General features: G+C 54.9%; 16 protein-coding genes. 5 read left to right on the top strand and 11 right to left on the bottom strand.

Features of this window, described 5'->3' with window-relative positions:
* The first annotated feature begins 69 nt into the window (after positions 1-69).
* A complete protein-coding gene (locus GOW48_RS20915; protein WP_170756024.1) occupies positions 70-1,401 on the top strand; it encodes a TRAP transporter small permease subunit in 1,332 nt (443 codons plus the stop codon).
* A gap of 3 nt (positions 1,402-1,404) precedes the next feature.
* Complete coding sequence (locus GOW48_RS20910; protein WP_170356223.1) at positions 1,405-2,760, top strand: TRAP transporter large permease; 1,356 nt, start codon at positions 1,405-1,407, stop codon at positions 2,758-2,760.
* A gap of 56 nt (positions 2,761-2,816) precedes the next feature.
* Here GOW48_RS20910 and GOW48_RS20905 read toward each other — a convergent pair whose 3' ends face one another.
* The 11 genes from GOW48_RS20905 to GOW48_RS20855 all read right to left on the bottom strand — a co-directional run bounded on the left by GOW48_RS20905 (position 2,817) and on the right by GOW48_RS20855 (position 14,263).
* A complete protein-coding gene (locus GOW48_RS20905) occupies positions 2,817-5,036 on the bottom strand; it encodes a hybrid sensor histidine kinase/response regulator (RefSeq protein WP_170756023.1) in 2,220 nt (739 codons plus the stop codon).
* Position 5,037: 1 nt separating this feature from the next.
* The gene (locus GOW48_RS20900) at positions 5,038-6,207 is read right to left on the bottom strand and encodes an FIST N-terminal domain-containing protein (RefSeq protein ID WP_170756022.1); all 1,170 of its coding nucleotides are present in this window, start codon (positions 6,205-6,207) and stop codon (positions 5,038-5,040) included.
* A gap of 45 nt (positions 6,208-6,252) precedes the next feature.
* Positions 6,253-6,942: a response regulator gene (locus tag GOW48_RS20895; protein ID WP_170756021.1), complete on the bottom strand. Its 690-nt coding sequence runs from the start codon at positions 6,940-6,942 to the stop codon at positions 6,253-6,255.
* A 133-nt stretch (positions 6,943-7,075) separates the two neighbouring features.
* Entirely contained in the window at positions 7,076-8,842 is a 1,767-nt protein-coding gene (locus GOW48_RS20890) for a PQQ-dependent methanol/ethanol family dehydrogenase (protein WP_170356219.1), read from the bottom strand.
* 201 nt (positions 8,843-9,043) lie between these two features.
* Positions 9,044-9,436 carry a c-type cytochrome gene (locus GOW48_RS20885; RefSeq protein WP_331251846.1) on the bottom strand — a complete coding sequence of 131 codons (393 nt, stop codon included), beginning with the start codon at positions 9,434-9,436 and terminating at the stop codon, positions 9,044-9,046.
* 122 nt (positions 9,437-9,558) lie between these two features.
* Complete coding sequence (locus GOW48_RS20880; RefSeq protein ID WP_234899563.1) at positions 9,559-10,098, bottom strand: SEL1-like repeat protein; 540 nt, start codon at positions 10,096-10,098, stop codon at positions 9,559-9,561.
* Between the two features lie 73 nt (positions 10,099-10,171).
* Positions 10,172-10,957 carry an ABC transporter permease gene (locus GOW48_RS20875; protein WP_170756020.1) on the bottom strand — a complete coding sequence of 262 codons (786 nt, stop codon included), beginning with the start codon at positions 10,955-10,957 and terminating at the stop codon, positions 10,172-10,174.
* On the bottom strand, positions 10,954-11,673 hold the full coding sequence (locus GOW48_RS20870; RefSeq protein ID WP_170756019.1) for an ABC transporter ATP-binding protein: 720 nt from the start codon (positions 11,671-11,673) through the stop codon (positions 10,954-10,956). The genes GOW48_RS20875 and GOW48_RS20870 overlap by 4 nt, the downstream gene beginning before the upstream one ends.
* A complete protein-coding gene (locus GOW48_RS20865) occupies positions 11,670-12,113 on the bottom strand; it encodes a cupredoxin domain-containing protein (RefSeq protein ID WP_170356215.1) in 444 nt (147 codons plus the stop codon). Before GOW48_RS20865 ends, GOW48_RS20870 begins: the two co-directional genes overlap by 4 nt.
* A 15-nt stretch (positions 12,114-12,128) precedes the next feature.
* Complete coding sequence (locus tag GOW48_RS20860; protein WP_170756018.1) at positions 12,129-13,091, bottom strand: YVTN family beta-propeller repeat protein; 963 nt, start codon at positions 13,089-13,091, stop codon at positions 12,129-12,131.
* Positions 13,092-13,096: 5 nt separating this feature from the next.
* Positions 13,097-14,263, bottom strand: coding sequence for an ABC transporter substrate-binding protein (locus tag GOW48_RS20855; protein WP_170756017.1), 1,167 nt, complete (start codon positions 14,261-14,263; stop codon positions 13,097-13,099).
* A gap of 158 nt (positions 14,264-14,421) precedes the next feature.
* Between GOW48_RS20855 and pedF the strand changes: the two genes are divergently transcribed.
* The 3 genes from pedF (at position 14,422) to GOW48_RS20840 (ending at position 16,667) form a co-directional block, all read left to right on the top strand.
* Positions 14,422-15,102: a cytochrome c-550 PedF gene (gene pedF, locus GOW48_RS20850; RefSeq protein WP_170756016.1), complete on the top strand. Its 681-nt coding sequence runs from the start codon at positions 14,422-14,424 to the stop codon at positions 15,100-15,102.
* Between the two features lie 18 nt (positions 15,103-15,120).
* Positions 15,121-16,017 carry a substrate-binding periplasmic protein gene (locus GOW48_RS20845; RefSeq protein ID WP_414478925.1) on the top strand — a complete coding sequence of 299 codons (897 nt, stop codon included), beginning with the start codon at positions 15,121-15,123 and terminating at the stop codon, positions 16,015-16,017.
* Positions 16,018-16,088: 71 nt separating this feature from the next.
* A complete protein-coding gene (locus tag GOW48_RS20840; protein ID WP_170756014.1) occupies positions 16,089-16,667 on the top strand; it encodes a CoxG family protein in 579 nt (192 codons plus the stop codon).
* Positions 16,668-16,753 lie beyond the last annotated feature (86 nt).

Here is a 16,753-nt window from a genome sequence, read left to right as displayed (position 1 = left end):
TGAAGCCTAACCAAAAGTCCGCGCGAATTTCGCGCGGGCATGCCTTTTCCTTGGAATTCGGAACGTACTATGCCGAGCGTCGATTTCACGCTGCCGCACTGGCTATATTGGGTCGGGCTGATCGCCTTTCCGGCCCTGGCCATGGTGCTGGCACGCAAAGCCCAACCTGAACAGCGCACCTACGGGTTACCGTTGGGCTATCTGATCCTTGTCACCGGAGGAATGCTGGGCCTGCACCGCTTTTATTTGCGCAGCTTGCTGGGGTTGGTCTATCTGCCAGTTTTCCTGCTGATCCTCTACGCCAATGGCGAAGAGCGAACGGCCCGCAACGAATTCTCGAATGCGGTCAATATCGTCCGTCAGGCCGAGCGTACGATCACGCGCGAAGCCGAACGGGTTGCAACCGCCGAGGAAGGGCTGGAAGAACTGCGCGCCGCCGCCGAGGCTGCGCAGGATGGGACAGCATTGCAAAAACGCCGAGCCGAGCGTGCTCTGGAGCGGGCCGAGAAGGCCATTGAAACCGGGCGCGAACGTCTGGCCGAATCCGAAACCGCCCTAGCCGAGGCGCAACCTCTGGCCGAGGCCAGCGGTGCAAACCGCGCTTTGTGGAGTTCGGTAGCACGTTATGCGTTCTATGCAATTCTGGCCTTTATGGCGATCGATGCTCTGATGCTACCGCGACTAGTGGCAAGTGCGCGCGCCAAGGCTGCTGCGGATCCGCATGAGCCTGAAATGGAGATTGATGAAGAAACTGCTGCACGGGCTGCAGAAATGGACCCCGGTGCACGCAAGGCGGACCAGGATTATGCCGAGAACTGGATTGACCGCCTGTCTCTCTATGCAGGTGAGTTCGTCAGCTATTGGGCCGTAATCGCGGTATTCGTCTACTACTACGAAGTGATCGTGCGCTATGTGTTCAACGCCCCCACAAACTGGGCGCATGAATCCATGTATCTGATGTTCGGGATGCAGTACCTGATCGCCGGGTCCTATGCGATGCTGACCGAAAGCCATGTGCGTGTGGACATCTTCTATGCACCGCTGACCAAGCCGAAACGGGCGTGGGCGGACCTGTTCACCTCAATCTTCTTCTTCATCTTCGCGGGAACACTGCTGGTGACGTCCTACATCTTCGCGATGGATGCGATTGCGGTTCCGACCGGCAACTCGGTTGTCTCGGACTGGGCGCGTGGAGAGATGAGCTTTTTCCAGATGTTCGGAGCGCTGACTTTTGGCGATTGGACCGATCCGAATATTCGCTGGGGTGAAATCAGCTTTAACGAATGGGAAATCCCGCTGTGGCCAATGAAATGGATGATGGTCGTAGGCGCGGTTCTGTTGATTTTGCAAGGGGTGTCGAAACTGTCCAAAGACATCCGAACGATTGCACGGGGGTACTGACCGATGGGTCTTGATATGTCCATCGAGCTGTTGACGCTCGTTATGTTTGGTTCGCTTCTGGTCCTGCTTATGGCAGGTCTGCCGCTGGCCTTTGTGACCGGAGGTCTGGCCTGTGTCTTCCTGTTCGTTCTGGGGGATGCGCGTGCACTGAACATTGTGCCCAGCCGGATTTTCCCACTGATGACGAACTATCAGCTATCCGCAATTCCACTTTTCATCTTTATGGCCTCGATGTTGGAAAGGGCCGGGATCATCAACGACATGTTCGATGTGATCTACAAGGTGCTCGGTGGGCTTAAAGGTGGTCTGGCTGCGGCAACAATCATCGCCTCGACCGTTCTGGCGGCGATGGTGGGTGTGATTGGCGCAGCTGTGGTGACGATGGGCATCATCGCCCTGCCCGCCATGCTGAAACGCGGCTATGACACCAAGATCGCCATGGGTTCGATCATGGCCGGGGGGACGCTGGGCATCCTGATCCCGCCCTCCATTCTGGCCATTATCTACGCCGTTGTTGCCGAACAATCGGTTGGGGAGCTGTTCATCGGCGCGGTCATTCCCGGCCTAATGCTGTCGGGTATGTACATCATCTACGTGGTGGTGCGGTCCTATATCAATCCGGTGCTTGGCCCGCCAATCCCGGTTGACGAGCGTATCTCGAACCGCGAAAAAATGCGCCTGCTGGGCAAGATGTCCGCGCCCATTGCGCTGATCGTAATTGTTCTGGGCGTGATCTTCTCGGGCGTTGCAACCCCGGTTGAGGCGGCGGGTATCGGCACCTTCGGCGCCTTCATCGTGGCCGCGATCCACAACAAGCTGGACTGGCCCACAGTGCGCGAGGCATGTCTGACCACTCTGAAAGCCTCGGCTATGGTGATTTGGATCATGTTCGGTGCAACGATCTTTGTGGGACTTTACGTTCTGGAAGGCGGTCAGCAATTCGTCCAAGAGACGATGCAAGGCGCGGGTCTGGGCCCTTGGGGTATCCTGATCGTGATGCAGATTCTGCTGGTGGTTCTGGGCATGTTCCTGGACTGGGTCGGCATCCTGTTGCTGTGTGTCCCGATCTTTGTACCGATCATCAAGGCGCTGGGTGCGGCTGCCTTTGGGTTTGATGATCCCAATGATTTGGTCTTGTGGTTCGGAGTTCTGTATCTTGTGAACATGCAGATGAGCTTTTTGTCACCACCTTTCGGCTATGCGCTGTTCTACTTGCGCGGAGTAGCGCCACCGTCGATCCCAATGACGGACATTTTCAAAGCCGCCTTGCCGTTCTTGTTCCTTCAAATTGTCGGGTTGGTGATCTGTATGCTGTTCCCTTGGGTGGTGACCTGGTTACCAAACATTGTTTACGGATAGACGTCAGGCGCGGGCAGAGTAAACTCTCTGCCCGCGGTCGTTAAACCTTGGCACAATCAAGCGGCGGACGCGCCTTTCAGTGCGATTTCGATAATTGATTTCAGGTGCCGAGCGTCAATCGGCTTTCGCAGCAAAGGCAGACCCACATCCTCACAATACTCGGTCAATTCTGGCGAACGATTGGCCGAGATCACACAGGCAGGTAATGGACCGAATTCCTGCCATAACACGTCTATCGCCTCAGTTCCGGTCATACCTTTGTTCAACTGGTAGTCGGCAACCACAATATCCGGAAGAATGCCAATTTCCTGCAGCAAGCCAACCGCTTGTGCCTGACTTTCGCATTCCAAAACCTGCACGCCCCAGGATTCCATTGTCATGGTCAACGCCGTGCGCAGATTTTCGTCGTTCTCAATCAACAAAACAACCGCGCGTGTCAGAACCTTGGTGTCTGGCGAAGCCAAATCAGCAGACCGGCCATAACAATGAGACGCCGGTTTAGCCAAAGGCACCTCTACCGAGAAGACCGACCCCTTTCCCAATCCGGAACGTAACTCCATAGGATGTTTCAACAGGACACACGCGCGCTCAACGATAGCCAGCCCAAGTCCCATTCCTTCGGCAGCGCTGGCATCCGAATGAACCCGTTGGAATTCCTGAAAGATGATATCCCTCTGATCCGGTGCAATTCCGATACCGGTATCCCAAACCTCGATCACGATAGAGTCTTTTCGACGCCGGGCGCCAACCAGTACCTTGCCTGCTTCAGTGTAGCGAATGGCGTTTGACAGAAGGTTCTGCAGGATGCGCCTCAAATAACTTGCATCGCTTTGAACCAGCGCGCCGCAAGAGACGACGCGCAGCTCCAATCCCTTGGCCTGTGCAACCGGACGAAAGGAATCTTCGAGCTGCGAAAACACGTCATCTATTGGCAATGTCGACAAATGAACAGTTGCCCGTCCTGAATCCAGTTTAGAAATATCAAGCAGCGCATCCAAAATATGTTCAACGCTGCTAAGTGCACTTTCCGCCTTGGCGGCCACGTCCCTCGCGTCTGTTTCGTTCAACCCACTTCCAAGAGTGGCAACGTAGAGCTTAGCCGCCGACAGCGGTTGCAGCAGGTCGTGGCTTGCGGCGGCAACAAAGCGCGATTTCGAAGCATTTGCCCGTTCCGCGTCCTTAAGCGCATCCGCAAGCTCTTCGGTGCGGGCTGCGACGCGCTGTTCCAGCAAGGCTTTGGAGTCGTACAACGCCTGGGCAGATTTACGCTCGGCGGTCACATCGGTGAACGAAATCACAAATCCCCGGTCGGACATTTCCTGCGCGAAAACAGACAGGATCTTTGCCCGACCGCTATGCATCTCGAACCTCAACGGTGGCCGTTCGGACGTTCGGTTAACCCACGCAAGCAGGTCGGCGTCACTTACGCCCTGTGCAAAGCGGATTGTGGTGCTCAGGCGATTGAACAGAGTTTTGAACTGCGCACCCATCTGGAACTGCGCATTTGGGATTGCCAACAATTCACTGGCCCGGTTGTTCCAACCAATAAGCCTCAGCTTACTGTCAAAGATACATACACCCTGATCGATATGTTCCAGAGTAGCACGGATAAGTCGGGCCTTGTCGTCAAGAATGCGGTCCCTCTCCTGACGTTCGATACGCATGATATCCGTGACATCAGTTTGCAAGATCACTGTGCCACCGTCGGGTGTCCGATGTTCAGAGACTTGCATCCAACGATTGCCATTCAACCTGACGTTAAAAACAACGTGGTCATCCGCATGGCGCGCGATACGACGTTTTGCCCAGTCCCACGGCGACACTGCCTCGGGGAGTGACAAAAACCGCGAGCGACTAACCAGTTCAACGTACTCGGTAAATTGCAAACCAGGCACCAGATGAGGCTGGATATCGGGCATGTGTATACCAAAGCGGCTGTTGCACAGCACAAGCTTCTCTTCCAAGTTGAACAGGGCAAAGCCCTCTTGCACCGTTTCTATTGCATTCGCGAGGTCCGCCCGCGCCGCCTCTGTTGCCTGATTGGCTTGAGCCAGACGAGCATTGGAGTCGTTCAGCAGATCCAGCGCACGTTCAAGATCGAATGTCCGAGCGCGGACTTCCTGTTCCAGCACTGCAGCCCTTTGAAACTGTGCGTAAGCTGCGCCGCTTGCATCAGTCGATTCCTCAACCCTGCGCATCAGTGCCTCGGCAATCTTCAGCAGCTTTTCATTCTGCCGGTCTGGTGGATCGTCCGGGTTGATCAGGGATTCAATCATGTCAATCCTCTTCCGGCGGGTAAATCGCAACCCCCGTCAACGTTTGGTTGACATGGATCGAATTGAATTGCTCGCCATAAGTAGAAAACCCAACCACGTGATTGTCGGCGAGGATTGCAGACAAAGCACCCGTCATCTGTTTTTCCTGCGCTTCCAGACGCCTGAGGATACAGTCGCACCCAAGAATAGTATCCGGAGCCTCGGCTTCTGTTAGGCCCTCGATCTCTTGCTCGAGATGCTCGACCATGTCGCGAGGTTCAGCCAAAGTCAGAACCAATCCTTCGTCGATGGCCGAGAAAAACACCAAATCCCCGTTCTCATCCACGCGCTGAATGGCCCGAACGTGATGCTGCCCGCCAATCTGTACGACGACCGGATGCGCAGCAAAGGTGAAGGTCGTCAACTGTTCGGGGTCTTTGCCCAGAATACGGGCGTATTCGCGCGCGGCAGGTTCTGCGTTGATCTCACGAACGATCCGCCGGGCGGGGTCGGCTTTGGTCACGACCATCCGTTGAGCTGTTGGCACCAGATGATCTGTCTTGAAAACCTTGATCGGACATCGAGTTCGTATTTGCGCCAGGATTGCAGCATTTTCCAATGCCTGTCCGTCGTGCAGGACGTAAGTTGTTTCGAAATCCGTTCCATCCCCGGCGGAACCCCCAAACAACGGAACTGGCCCTAGCCCCAACGCGAGTTCTGAGGTCAGCGCGTCTTCTTTTGTTGAAAGCCCATCAATCAATAAAAAGGTGAATTCGTGGTGCCAGTCAGGGTTTGCCTCCGTCATTTCATTGCGGTTTCGGATCATCTGATGAATCAGATCCTTAGCCAAAAATGTATCCAGATCAGGTACTGGCAAGATGCGAGCGTCGAAATGTGATGCAGGCAAGCCGATGGCCACGATCTGGTTTTCGGTATAGCCGGCCCCCGCCAATTCACCGGCTGTTGTACAACCAACCACTGGCGCGGGCGTAAAGGCTTCGGTTGCCTGTGCAATAACCGATGCAGCGTCAGCTCTGTCCGTCACAAAAAGAATGACCAGAGATAACTCTCCGGCACCGAAAGTCTTCAATAGTCCGGTGACCGCGTCTTCGGTGTCGTATGGCACACATGCAGTTCTTACGATACCTGGCGCGCGGGTCGGAGCCGTTGCCCACCCGACAGCTTGGTCCATCGAGCCTCCTCCCTAAAGCGCGACGATTTTCTGTGAGTATGCAGCTTAACTCGACTCTTGCAAGACACTGGCAAAGGACGCTTTCTTTGCTATCAAAACGGCCTGCGTACGACTTTGGACACCCAGCTTGCGCATGATTGCAGTGACATGCGCTTTGACCGTGGTTTCGGCGATCGAAAGGTCATAGGCAATTTGCTTGTTCAGCTTGCCTTCACAGATCAGCTGAAGAATACGGGACTGCTGATTGGTCAACGTTGCAAGCCGCCCGACTGCATCGCTTTGTTCATCTGCGCCGTCCAGATCGATCAGAACGCATCCATCCGGCAAAAAGACATTGCCCGCGTGAACGGTTTCAAACGCGGTTCGAAAGACGTCACGCTGGCTGTGTTTTGGAACGTACCCAGACGCACCCGCGTGAATAACCTGGCTAATCACCCGATTGTCCGTCATTGAAGACACAACGATCACAGGCGCATTTGCGACGGCCTTCAGACGGACAAGCCCATCCAATCCGTCAACGTCAGGCAAGTTCAGATCCAGCATGATTGCGTCAGGCTTCAAACCTCCTGCAATCATCTCAAGCGCATCTTCCAGACGGTCCGCGGTGTGGATTTCACGGATATGAGCCACGCTTTGTAATGTCATCGACAAAGCGTCACAAAACAAAGGATGATCATCGACGATCAGCACATTCTCGAAATCGTTTTGCCCGACGGCATTTGCAAGCATTCGCATTGGCCTTTGCAATCATGTTGCCCAACCTACCAAAGCGTAGCAAGAGAACAGAGTCACGCCAACTGGCGGAAAGTCGTATAAAAAACGCGCGCCCAAGCGAGGCGCGCGTTAAAGTCATGAGTTGCGAAGAAGATCAATTTGCCGAGGCCAGCTCCTTGGGCAATCGGAAAGTCCAAAGCGTGCCGCCCTGGTTCAGATAGTTAACCTTCTTTGCCACTTCGCCGCCCCAAAGCGGAACTGCGCCACCCCAGCCAGAGATGATCGAGACATACTGCTCGCCGTCCTGTTCCCATGTCACAGGCTGGCCGACGATCCCGGACCCTGTTTGGAACGACCAGAGTTTCTCGCCGGTCTCATCATCCAGCGCGATGAACTCGCCTTCGGGTGTGCCAAAGAACACCAAGCCACCAGCAGTGGTCATCACACCTGACCATAACGGCGCGTCGTTTTTGTACTCCCACTTCCACTCCCCGGTATCCGGGTCGATGGCTTTAAGAGAACCGATGTGGTCTTCGTAATTGGGCTTGATGGTAAAGCCCGCGCCCAGATAGGCGGCACCTTTCTTGTAGGTGATCGGCTCGTTCCAGATATCCATACCCCATTCATTTGAAGGCACATAGAAATTACCGGTGTTTTGAGAGAAGGCCATTGGCATCCAGTTCTTGCCGCCCAGGAAGGACGGCGAGGCAAAGATAACCTCACCTTTCTTACCATCGGCTGCTGCAGCCGGGTCACCGGGACGATTGTTTTCGACAAAGATCGGGCGACCCGTGTCATCCACGCCATCGGCCCAAGTAATGTCTTTGACAAAAGGCGTCGCCGAGACGAAAGCACCGTCTTCGCGGTTCAGAACATAGAAGTAACCGTTGCGATCCGCTGTGGCAAAACGCTTGTTGCCATCACGGTCTGTATAGGCCACGACTTCGTTGACACCGTCATAATCCCAACCCTCGCGCGGGGTGGTTTGAAAGTGCCACTTGATGTCGCCAGTCTTTGGGTCGATCCCAATACGGCTGGCGGCATAGAGGTTGTCGCCTTTGTTGCCTTCAGTCGGAGTTCCAGCGTCCCGCAGCCACGAGTTCCAAGGCGCTGGGTTGCCCGCGCCAAAGACCAGCGTATCCGTGTCCGCATCATAAGACCCACCCAGCCAGGTCGCCCCGCCACCGGTTTTCCACATGTCACCGGGCCACGTTGCGTTCAGCTCTCCGGTCATAGTGCTTTCTTCACCATTCAACGTGCCCATGTGGCCTTCAATCACCGGGCGTTCCCAGACCAGATCACCAGTGTTCACATCGCGCGCTTGAACAGCCCCGACGATGCCAAACTCGCCCCCGGAATTGCCGGTGATCACCAGTCCATCTACGATCAATGGAGCAGCGGTATAGGAATATCCCGCCTTGTAGTCGGCAATCTTATCACGCCAGACAACGTCTCCAGTGTCCTTGTTCAGCGCCACAATCCGTGCATCCAACGTTCCGAAGATTATCTTGTCGCCGTATATTGCGGCCCCGCGATTAACCACGTCACAACAGGGCAGGATACCTTCGGGTAGACGGGCATCGTATTGCCAGACCTCTTTACCGGTCTCAAGATCAATCGCATACAGGCGAGAGTAAGAGCCGGTGATATACATCATGCCGTCGTAGATCAGCGGCTGGGTTTCCTGTCCGCGTTGTTTTTCCCCTCCAAGGCTGAAAGCCCAGGCCGGCAGCAGGTTTTTGACGTTGTCCTTGTTAAGCATGTCCAGTGGGCTATAGCGCTGAAGGTGCCGCCCCATACCGTTGGTTACGACTTGCGTGGTGATCGTTTGGTCATTGGCCAGATCGTCTTCGGTAACTTCTGCATAGGCCGCGCCTGCTGCAATCACACTTGCAACAGTTGCCATGATAAACCGGCTCATCTGTGTCCTCCCTAGACTTATGTCTTTCCTCCGCGCCGAATCTCCGACGCATCGGGATTGCAGGCGAGAGTATTATTGGCGGGCAGAACTCGTGGTGAAATTGCACAATGGTCGTAGGGCGGAAATCATGGCTTTCAAGCGCGATCGTCAATTATTCTGGATAAACCAGTTTTCCTGACCAGCTTCGGCCAACGCTCGGTTCTAGTCTGAGATGCTGCTTAGATATGCCAGAATAAAGTCTTGAACCGTGCGATCATCTATGCCGACATGCCGCATCTTGGTGCCCGGCATGAAGCCGTCGTTGTCTTCCATCCATGCCCGCAGAGCGGCCGGTGTCCAAACGATACCGGAACCAGCCAGAGCATCCGAATACTGATAACCTTCTACAGTACCTGCTTTGCGCCCAACGACACCGTCAAGTTGCGGACCATAACTTGGACCAGTTGCATCTGGCGCGTGACAGCGTCGGCATTCAGAGAAAAAGAGCATCTCGCCCGCCTCAATCTTGACTCGGTCGAATGTGGATTGAGCAAGTGTTGGCGCTGTCGAAACGGAACTGACGGCGAGGCCGAGTAGCAGGGTAAGATGTTTCACGTGGTCCTCCTAACGTTGGCCGAACTGTAAATCCGCGGCCATCGATACCGGCTTGACGTGGGTCAAGAAAACCGAGGAAGAGCATCATCCTTTAGTCGTAGTTCTCAGAAAAAAAACTGGGTTCAGAATAGAGGTGCGTATTTCCACTCGTCAGCGTCGGGTGTGACTTCGTTAGGATCATAGCCCGAATCCCTTAGGCGTTTGGCGATCCTGAGGCCGTCCTGTGCGGCCTCGTCAACATAGGCCCGACCCAGTTCCTCGTTCCTTGTCACACCGTGACCACGCAAAAGGTTGAGACCATAGTTGAACTTGCCCACCGGATCGCCCAGATCGGCGGCGCGCTTGTCCCACGCCGCCGCTGCATCAGGGTCATAGGGTCCGGCCAGCCCATTGTTATCCAACTGACCCATCCAGGTCATGGCACCGGTGTACCCTGCTTCGGCACAGGTGCGAAACAAGCGTCGCGCCAGATCGTGGCGGCCTGACTTTGTCATGTAGTAACCCGAAGCGCAGGTGGTCATGTCGGTTACGCCATTGTCGATGTTGCTGAGGACTTTGCCCCAGCCCGTGTCCTGCGGGTTAAGCGTTCCGTACTCGTCCTCAACGGTCTGAGCCGTGACTGCAGACGCCAAAAGCAGAAAAAACGCAGCAATGCGGATCATGGCAGTACCCTCCGGTTTTCGGCAGTGTACAGAAGTCGGCCTACGATTTCACTGTGGTATTGGTAGTAGATGCTTAGCCGCGCTTCATGCCACGCGCCGGATCGTAGCCCCAAAAAGCAAACCCAAGAAAAACAATACCCGCCAATATCGTCCACCCCAATGCCACAGCATTAAACTGCCCATAGAGCGCGAAACGGATTAGCTCGACCGCGTGCGTAAAAGGGTTAAGCGCGCAGATATCTCTTAATAAGGCCGAACTTTCTGCCATCTTCCAAAGTGGATAAAGTGCTGAAGACAAAAAAAACATCGGAAAGATCACAAAGTTCATGACGCCCGCAAAATTCTCAAGCTGCCTGATCGCCGAGGACAAAGCCAAACCCAACGCGCCCAGCATCAATCCAGCGACGATCAGCGCTGGAAACACATACGCGTATCCGATCCAGGGCATGTCGATACCGTAAACCGCAGCGACCGCCAGAAAAGTATAAACCTGCAGGATCGATATCGTCGTGCTTGCCAACAAGCGACAAAACAGCAACCACCACCGCGGCAAAGGGCTGGTGAGCAGTAGCCGCATCGACCCCATTTCACGGTCGTAAACCAGGCTGAGAGAGCTTTGCATGCCATTGAACAACATGATCATGCCGCACAGGCCGGGGACGATGTAGATCTCATAGGTGATATAGGTCTGATACGGCGGAGTAATCGACAAACCTAATGCTGCGCGAAAACCAGCAGCGAAGACCACTAGCCAAACCAGAGGACGTACAAGCGCCGCAACAAACCGGCTGCGTTGCCGCACGAACCGCAAGGCTTCTCGGATCAAGATTGCGCGCAAAGCGATCATTGCATCGATCATGAAGCCGCTCTGGTCATCGACAAAAAGGTATCCTGCATTGGAGCGCCGCCAGTGATGTCTCGGCAAATACCCTGATCCAGCAACTTACCACGATGAAGGATCGCCACTTGGTCGTCTGGCCCGATCTCGTCGGTCAAGTGGGTAGCCCACAAAACCGTCAAACCGTCTTGCGAAGACAGGTCATGCACATGTTTGGTGATGGCATGACGTGACGCAGCATCAAGCCCAACGGTTGGCTCGTCCAACAAAAGGACCGAAGGCACATGTATCAGGCATCGTGCTATTTCCAACCGTCTGCGATGACCTCCATTCAGATCACGCGCACGTTCAGTAGCACGTTCAGCCATATCAAGACGCTCTAGTACGGCCGTGATGCGGCCCTCAGCTTGGCGGCCGGACAGACCGTGCAAAGCGGCAAAATAACTGAGGTTTCGATGAACCGTCAGGTCCAGATCAAGCGTAGGCTGTTGAAAAACGACCCCTATCTTAGCCAAGGCTTTCCGCGGGTGTTTCGCGATGTCAATTCCAGCGATTTCAATCTCACCCTGCCTGGTGGTGAACAACCGTGTCAGCAGGGAAAACAGCGTTGACTTACCTGCCCCATTCGGGCCCAGCAACGCACAAAACGCGCCCTGCGGGACGTGAAAACTCACATCATCAAGAGCGCGTTTCTCGCCATAGGCATAGCTGACGTTTCGGACCGTTAGCCCTGTCACTTAATGGTAATCTCCAGCCGCTGTGTCTCACCGGTGCTGCCCGGCACTTTCAGATAGTAGCTGCCCGGCTTGATCGCGACAAAGCCTATTTCCATTTCACCGGCCTCGTCGAATTCGATCGAATCCAAACCCAGCGGCCGGATCTCTAAACCTTCTACCACAATCTCATCGACCCAGATGGCACGAAAGAACTCGGGGCCGATGATGGCAAGCTCCTGACTTCCGTCACCTTGAATTTCGAACTCGTAATAAGTTCCGGATTTTAGTTCCCATGGAGCATCGGCCAAGGGTTCTCCGGCTGAAAGGATGATGGGCGGTAGGTCTTCCTTGTTTTTGGCCGACAACAACCCGGCCAAGCCGAACCCCGAGTCATCGTCGGCATTAACGACGCTGGGTAAGATCATCGCGGCAGCAATTGCCAGCGTGGATAAACGCTTCATTTGAATTCTCCCTGATCAGTTTGTCGGACGAAACGCTGCGCCCCATGGGAACCGCCCGACCTTGATGGTTTTGATTGGTTCACGTTTTGCAACATCGATGACGGTCACATCGCCGGACACACCATTTGTGGTGAACAAGAGTGTTTTGTCCGCGTTGAAATCCATGTGCCAAACCCGACGACCGACGAGGATGTAATCCTCAACCTCATAGGTGTCGGGATTGACCGCTGCGACGTGGTTCGAAGGTCCAAGCGCGACAAAGGCAGTTTTGTCTTCGTTAGACAGTTCAAACCCCACGGGCTGAACTCGATCAGGATGCACACCTTCGACTTCAAATTCAATCTTGGCTTTTTCAGTCTGGGTTTCCACATCAAAGACAGTGATAGTACCGCCAATCTCGGAACTCACCCAAAGCTCGGTTCCATCCTTAAGGAATTCGGCGTGGCGTGGGCGGGAATCGACCAGAGTATTGGCGAAAAGCTCTTGCGTTTCCGTGTCGATCCAATGAGCCATATTGGTGGTTTCAGAAGTCGTGATTGCGATTTTTCCATCCGGCGACACCGCCATGCCTTCGGGTTCGATCCCGACGTCGATCTGCGCGATAACCGTTCGCGTTTCAGTATCGACCACAGTGGTGATAGCGTCATCCTCGTTGGCTATATAAAGATGACGATCATTGGGATGTAGAACGAACTGCTCAGGGTCTTCGCCAGATGGCAAGTCGTGCAGTATCTCTCCGGTTTCGGGATCCATGACCTGAACCGAGTCGCTGTCAGAGGCGCAGATGTACAGCACCGAGAAATCTTTCGAAAACGTAATTCCCCTCGGCCGCTCACCAGTTTCGATTGTGCGGATGACTTCAAGCGTCTCGATGTCGATCACGCTGAGCGTGTCGTCTTTTTCGTTGCTGATCCACATCTCATCCGCTGCTGCGGGAACGCACAATGCAGCAGAGGCCAATAGTGTCGCTAGTCTCATGCCCGTTACTCCTTGAATGCCTGACACTGGCTTTCCGCCTCATCAATTCCAAGCGTATCCAGTTCTGTACGCTGATGTAGAAAGCCTTCCAGCGGCGCCATGGCGACCACCGCGCGGTCTGTGACCAAAGGGATTGGTTGTCGCAATTGCCCATTCCAAAACCTGAAGTTCATCGCCCTGCCCTTGAACCCGGCAAGTTCGAATTCATCCGACAAAATATAATCACGCAAGACCGCAGGATCGTCGGACTGGGTACGTGTCACGGCTTCGCCCAGCGTCCGGTATGCCGCCCATGCGGCGTAGTCTTTGGACATCATGGTGCGGCCCGACTGCTCAAAGAACCGATTCTGCATCTGGGCCGCACCCCATTGTTCGACCACGCGCGACCATGTGACGGGCTTAAGACCATCGGAACCAGCAACAGGGCGCGCCTTCCAGGTGTTGAATTCGACGTAGCGGCCGAAATCGTCCAATTCATCGGCCAATAACAGGACGTCATAGTCGCCGAATTCCTGCGTGAACAACGGAACTTCTTGCGCTGCGTTGCGACGCAGGTCAGCATCAAAAACCCAGGTCTTTTCCGCCATCAGGTCAAGACGGAATTTCTGCAATGACCGCTTCAGCGCGTCGGCAAAAGCTTGATCTTGTGGGTGGTTTCCAGAGATCAGAACCAGATCCTGCCAGCGGCGTTTGACCAGAAATTGAGCCAATGCATCCGTGCGCATTAGCCCCGACGGCAAAGTGTGCAGTAGGTTCGGCCGACAGTCCTGCTCGCGTATGGAAAGTTCAGGGGAAGATGCATTGAAAAGCACCGCACCATCGGCCTCGGCCAAGTCCGCGACCTGCAACTGAGCAGAGGCAGGCGCATCAAGAATTAGAAACGGACTGTCCGACAATGCCTTACGCGCTGCTGTAATCCAATCCTCACCGTCAGAAACGGTAGTGACTGTAAGCGTGTAGTCGTGTCCCAGAAACTTTGCGGTCGTCAGATTGTCTTCCAGCGCCAGTTTGGCACCCGCCGAACCAAGATCATCTGGAATCGGATCAAGGTTGGATAAAACGGGTGGACGCGCGACCTGCTGTTGTAGGTAAGTCACTGAAATACCAATCTCTGCCAACGCAGTGCCAGGCAGAAGTATCAGTGCCGCTACCGCACGGAACATCTTAATCATTTTCGCGCCTCCTCCTGCGCCGCCTTAGTAAAAACGGCCAAAATGCAGCCCACCATAAGACCTTAGTCGCAAACCTGCACGGATGTGCAACCAAGGTCGAATTTCACGCTGAGTCTTGCTGCGGTATGACCGTGAAAAGCATCGTAAAGGAGGAGAAGATGCGTCTTGGATTTCACAGCACATTGCTGGGCGGCCTTGTTGCCGGAGGTATGGCGCTGGCCCATGGCGATGTCGCCCCACAACCAGTCAACACAGACATCCTTCCCGATGTTGGAGAAGAGTGGCTGATTGAAAACCCCTATCGCGACCGGGGCGAAGAGGTATGGCAGGCTGCAATCGAAATAGGCGACTCCGGCTATAACCAGAATTGTGCCCGTTGCCATGGTCTTGGTGTCGTATCGGGCGGGTTAGCCCCTGATTTGCGGTATCTTGAAGCCGAGGAATATGGCGACGAATGGTATGTAGAGCGGTTCCGCGAAGGTTATACGCAAAACGGTATTACTAAGATGCCCGCCTTTGGCGAATTGTTAGGACAAAAAGCAGCGTGGGCCATTCGAACCTATATCGAAACGCGTCCGGATGACGGCGCGCTGGACGATCACTCGGACCGCCTGAAGGAAATCAGGGATCTTCTGGCAGCAATGGCCGGCGGCGCCGAGGGGGACACGGCAGCGCTTCAATCGGAATTGACCCAGATCGCCGAAACTATCGAAACCGGATCCGGCGCGCCCGTGGCCGACAGCGTGGCTCTGCGTGCGGCGGTATTGATATCTGGGAATGCACCCAATTTCGCCGAAGCCGCTGAACAACTTACCATTGGATTGTCCGCCGCGCAGTAGCGCGGCAGAATGGGGCGCATGATCAAGTACGTTTTCGTTTTCTCCCTGTTGGCCACCACCCTGTTTTCAGGACCGGTTTTGGCCAGGTGCGAAGATCATGTGCCCCAGCCCAAACCTCAGAACGCAAGCCGAGATATCGTCGGTGCCGATCTCGATACCATAATCGACCGCGGTTATATTGAATTCGCAGCCTACGAAGACTTTCCCCCTTGGTCGTTTGAGAGAGACGGTACTATCCAAGGTGTCGATATTGAGATTGGAAAACTCATCGCCAGTGATCTAGGGGTCGAAGCTCGGTTCAATCTGGTCGCTGCCGGAGAGAACCTTGAAGCCGACTTGCGCAATTGGATCTGGAAAGGCCCGCTGATTAACGGCCGAGTTGCAAATGTGATGTTGCATATCCCCTACGACAGCGAGTTCGCGTGCCGGGTCGAGCAGGTTGTTTTTACTGGCCAGTACCACGACGAAGAAATCGCAATTGCCTATCGTCGGGATGCCTACCCCGAGGATCCTCCGGTCCCGGCTTATTTCCGGTTCGATTCGGTAGCGGTCGAAAATGACTCAATCGCGGATTTCTACCTATCCGCCTTTCCGGGGGGGCAACTTTCGCGCAACATTCGTCGGTTCAAGACAGCCGAAAAAGCTATGGAGGCATTGGCGGCAGGCGAAACCATGGCTGCTATGGGACCTCGGGGCCAGCTTGAGACCGGATTGACACCCGACTTGGGAGTCCATGCGCCACCGCTTCCTGGGTTTGCTGTCAGCACCTGGACGAATGGTGTCGCCGTTCACTTTGCGTATCGCGGCCTCAGCTACGCCGTGGATGACGCCATTTTTGCAGCGCTTCAGGACGGGCGTATTGCTAATATCTTTGCGGAATATGGCCTGACACATTCGCCCCCGAAACTGCGGTGACTACACCCAAGGTCTTATAGGCACCGGGCAGATCACCGCGTAGCTTAACTGAAAATACTGGAGGGAGTGACATGGAACTACATGACAGCCGCGTCATTGCGGCCCCACGTTCCAAAGTCTGGGAGGCACTGCTATCGGCCGACATTCTGAAAGAATGTGTCCCCGGCTGCAAAGAAATGTCGGGAACAGCCGAAGATGGGTTTGCCGCGACAGTGGTGCAGAAGGTCGGACCCGTAAAGGCGACCTTCAAAGGTGAAGTGACCCTTTCGGACATGGTGGATCAGGAAAGCGTCAAGTTATCTGGGGAAGGCAAAGGCGGAGCCGCCGGATTTGCCAAGGGTGCAGCAGATGTCACCTTGTCGGATGCGCCCGAGGGAACATTGCTGGCCTACAATGTCGATGCGCGTGTGGGCGGCAAGCTGGCTCAGCTAGGGGGGCGGGTCATTGATGGTGTGGCCAAGAAAATGGCCGACCAGTTCTTTGAAAATTTCCAGAATGCGGTCGAGGAAGAACCTCAGCCCGTGCCTACCGAGGCTGCGCCCGAACCGGCAGCGGCCGCTGCTGTGTCCGAAGTGTCGCCTGAGCCAGCTCCGGCAGCGCCGCCGCCGGAAGAGAAAAAAGGATGGTTCAAGCGCCTGTTCAGTGGTTGAACCGAAAATTAAAGGGAGGAAAATCTGATGAAGGTTTCGATGACTGTGAACGGCGTAGCTGTGAGCGGTGATGTTGAGGGTCGGAC

The organism is Ruegeria lacuscaerulensis (assembly GCF_013033355.1).
In the GTDB taxonomy this organism is placed as follows: Bacteria; Pseudomonadota; Alphaproteobacteria; order Rhodobacterales; family Rhodobacteraceae; genus Ruegeria; species Ruegeria lacuscaerulensis_A.
Note: the sequence above shows the minus strand (reverse complement) of the source record. Positions and strands in the feature narration are given on the sequence as shown.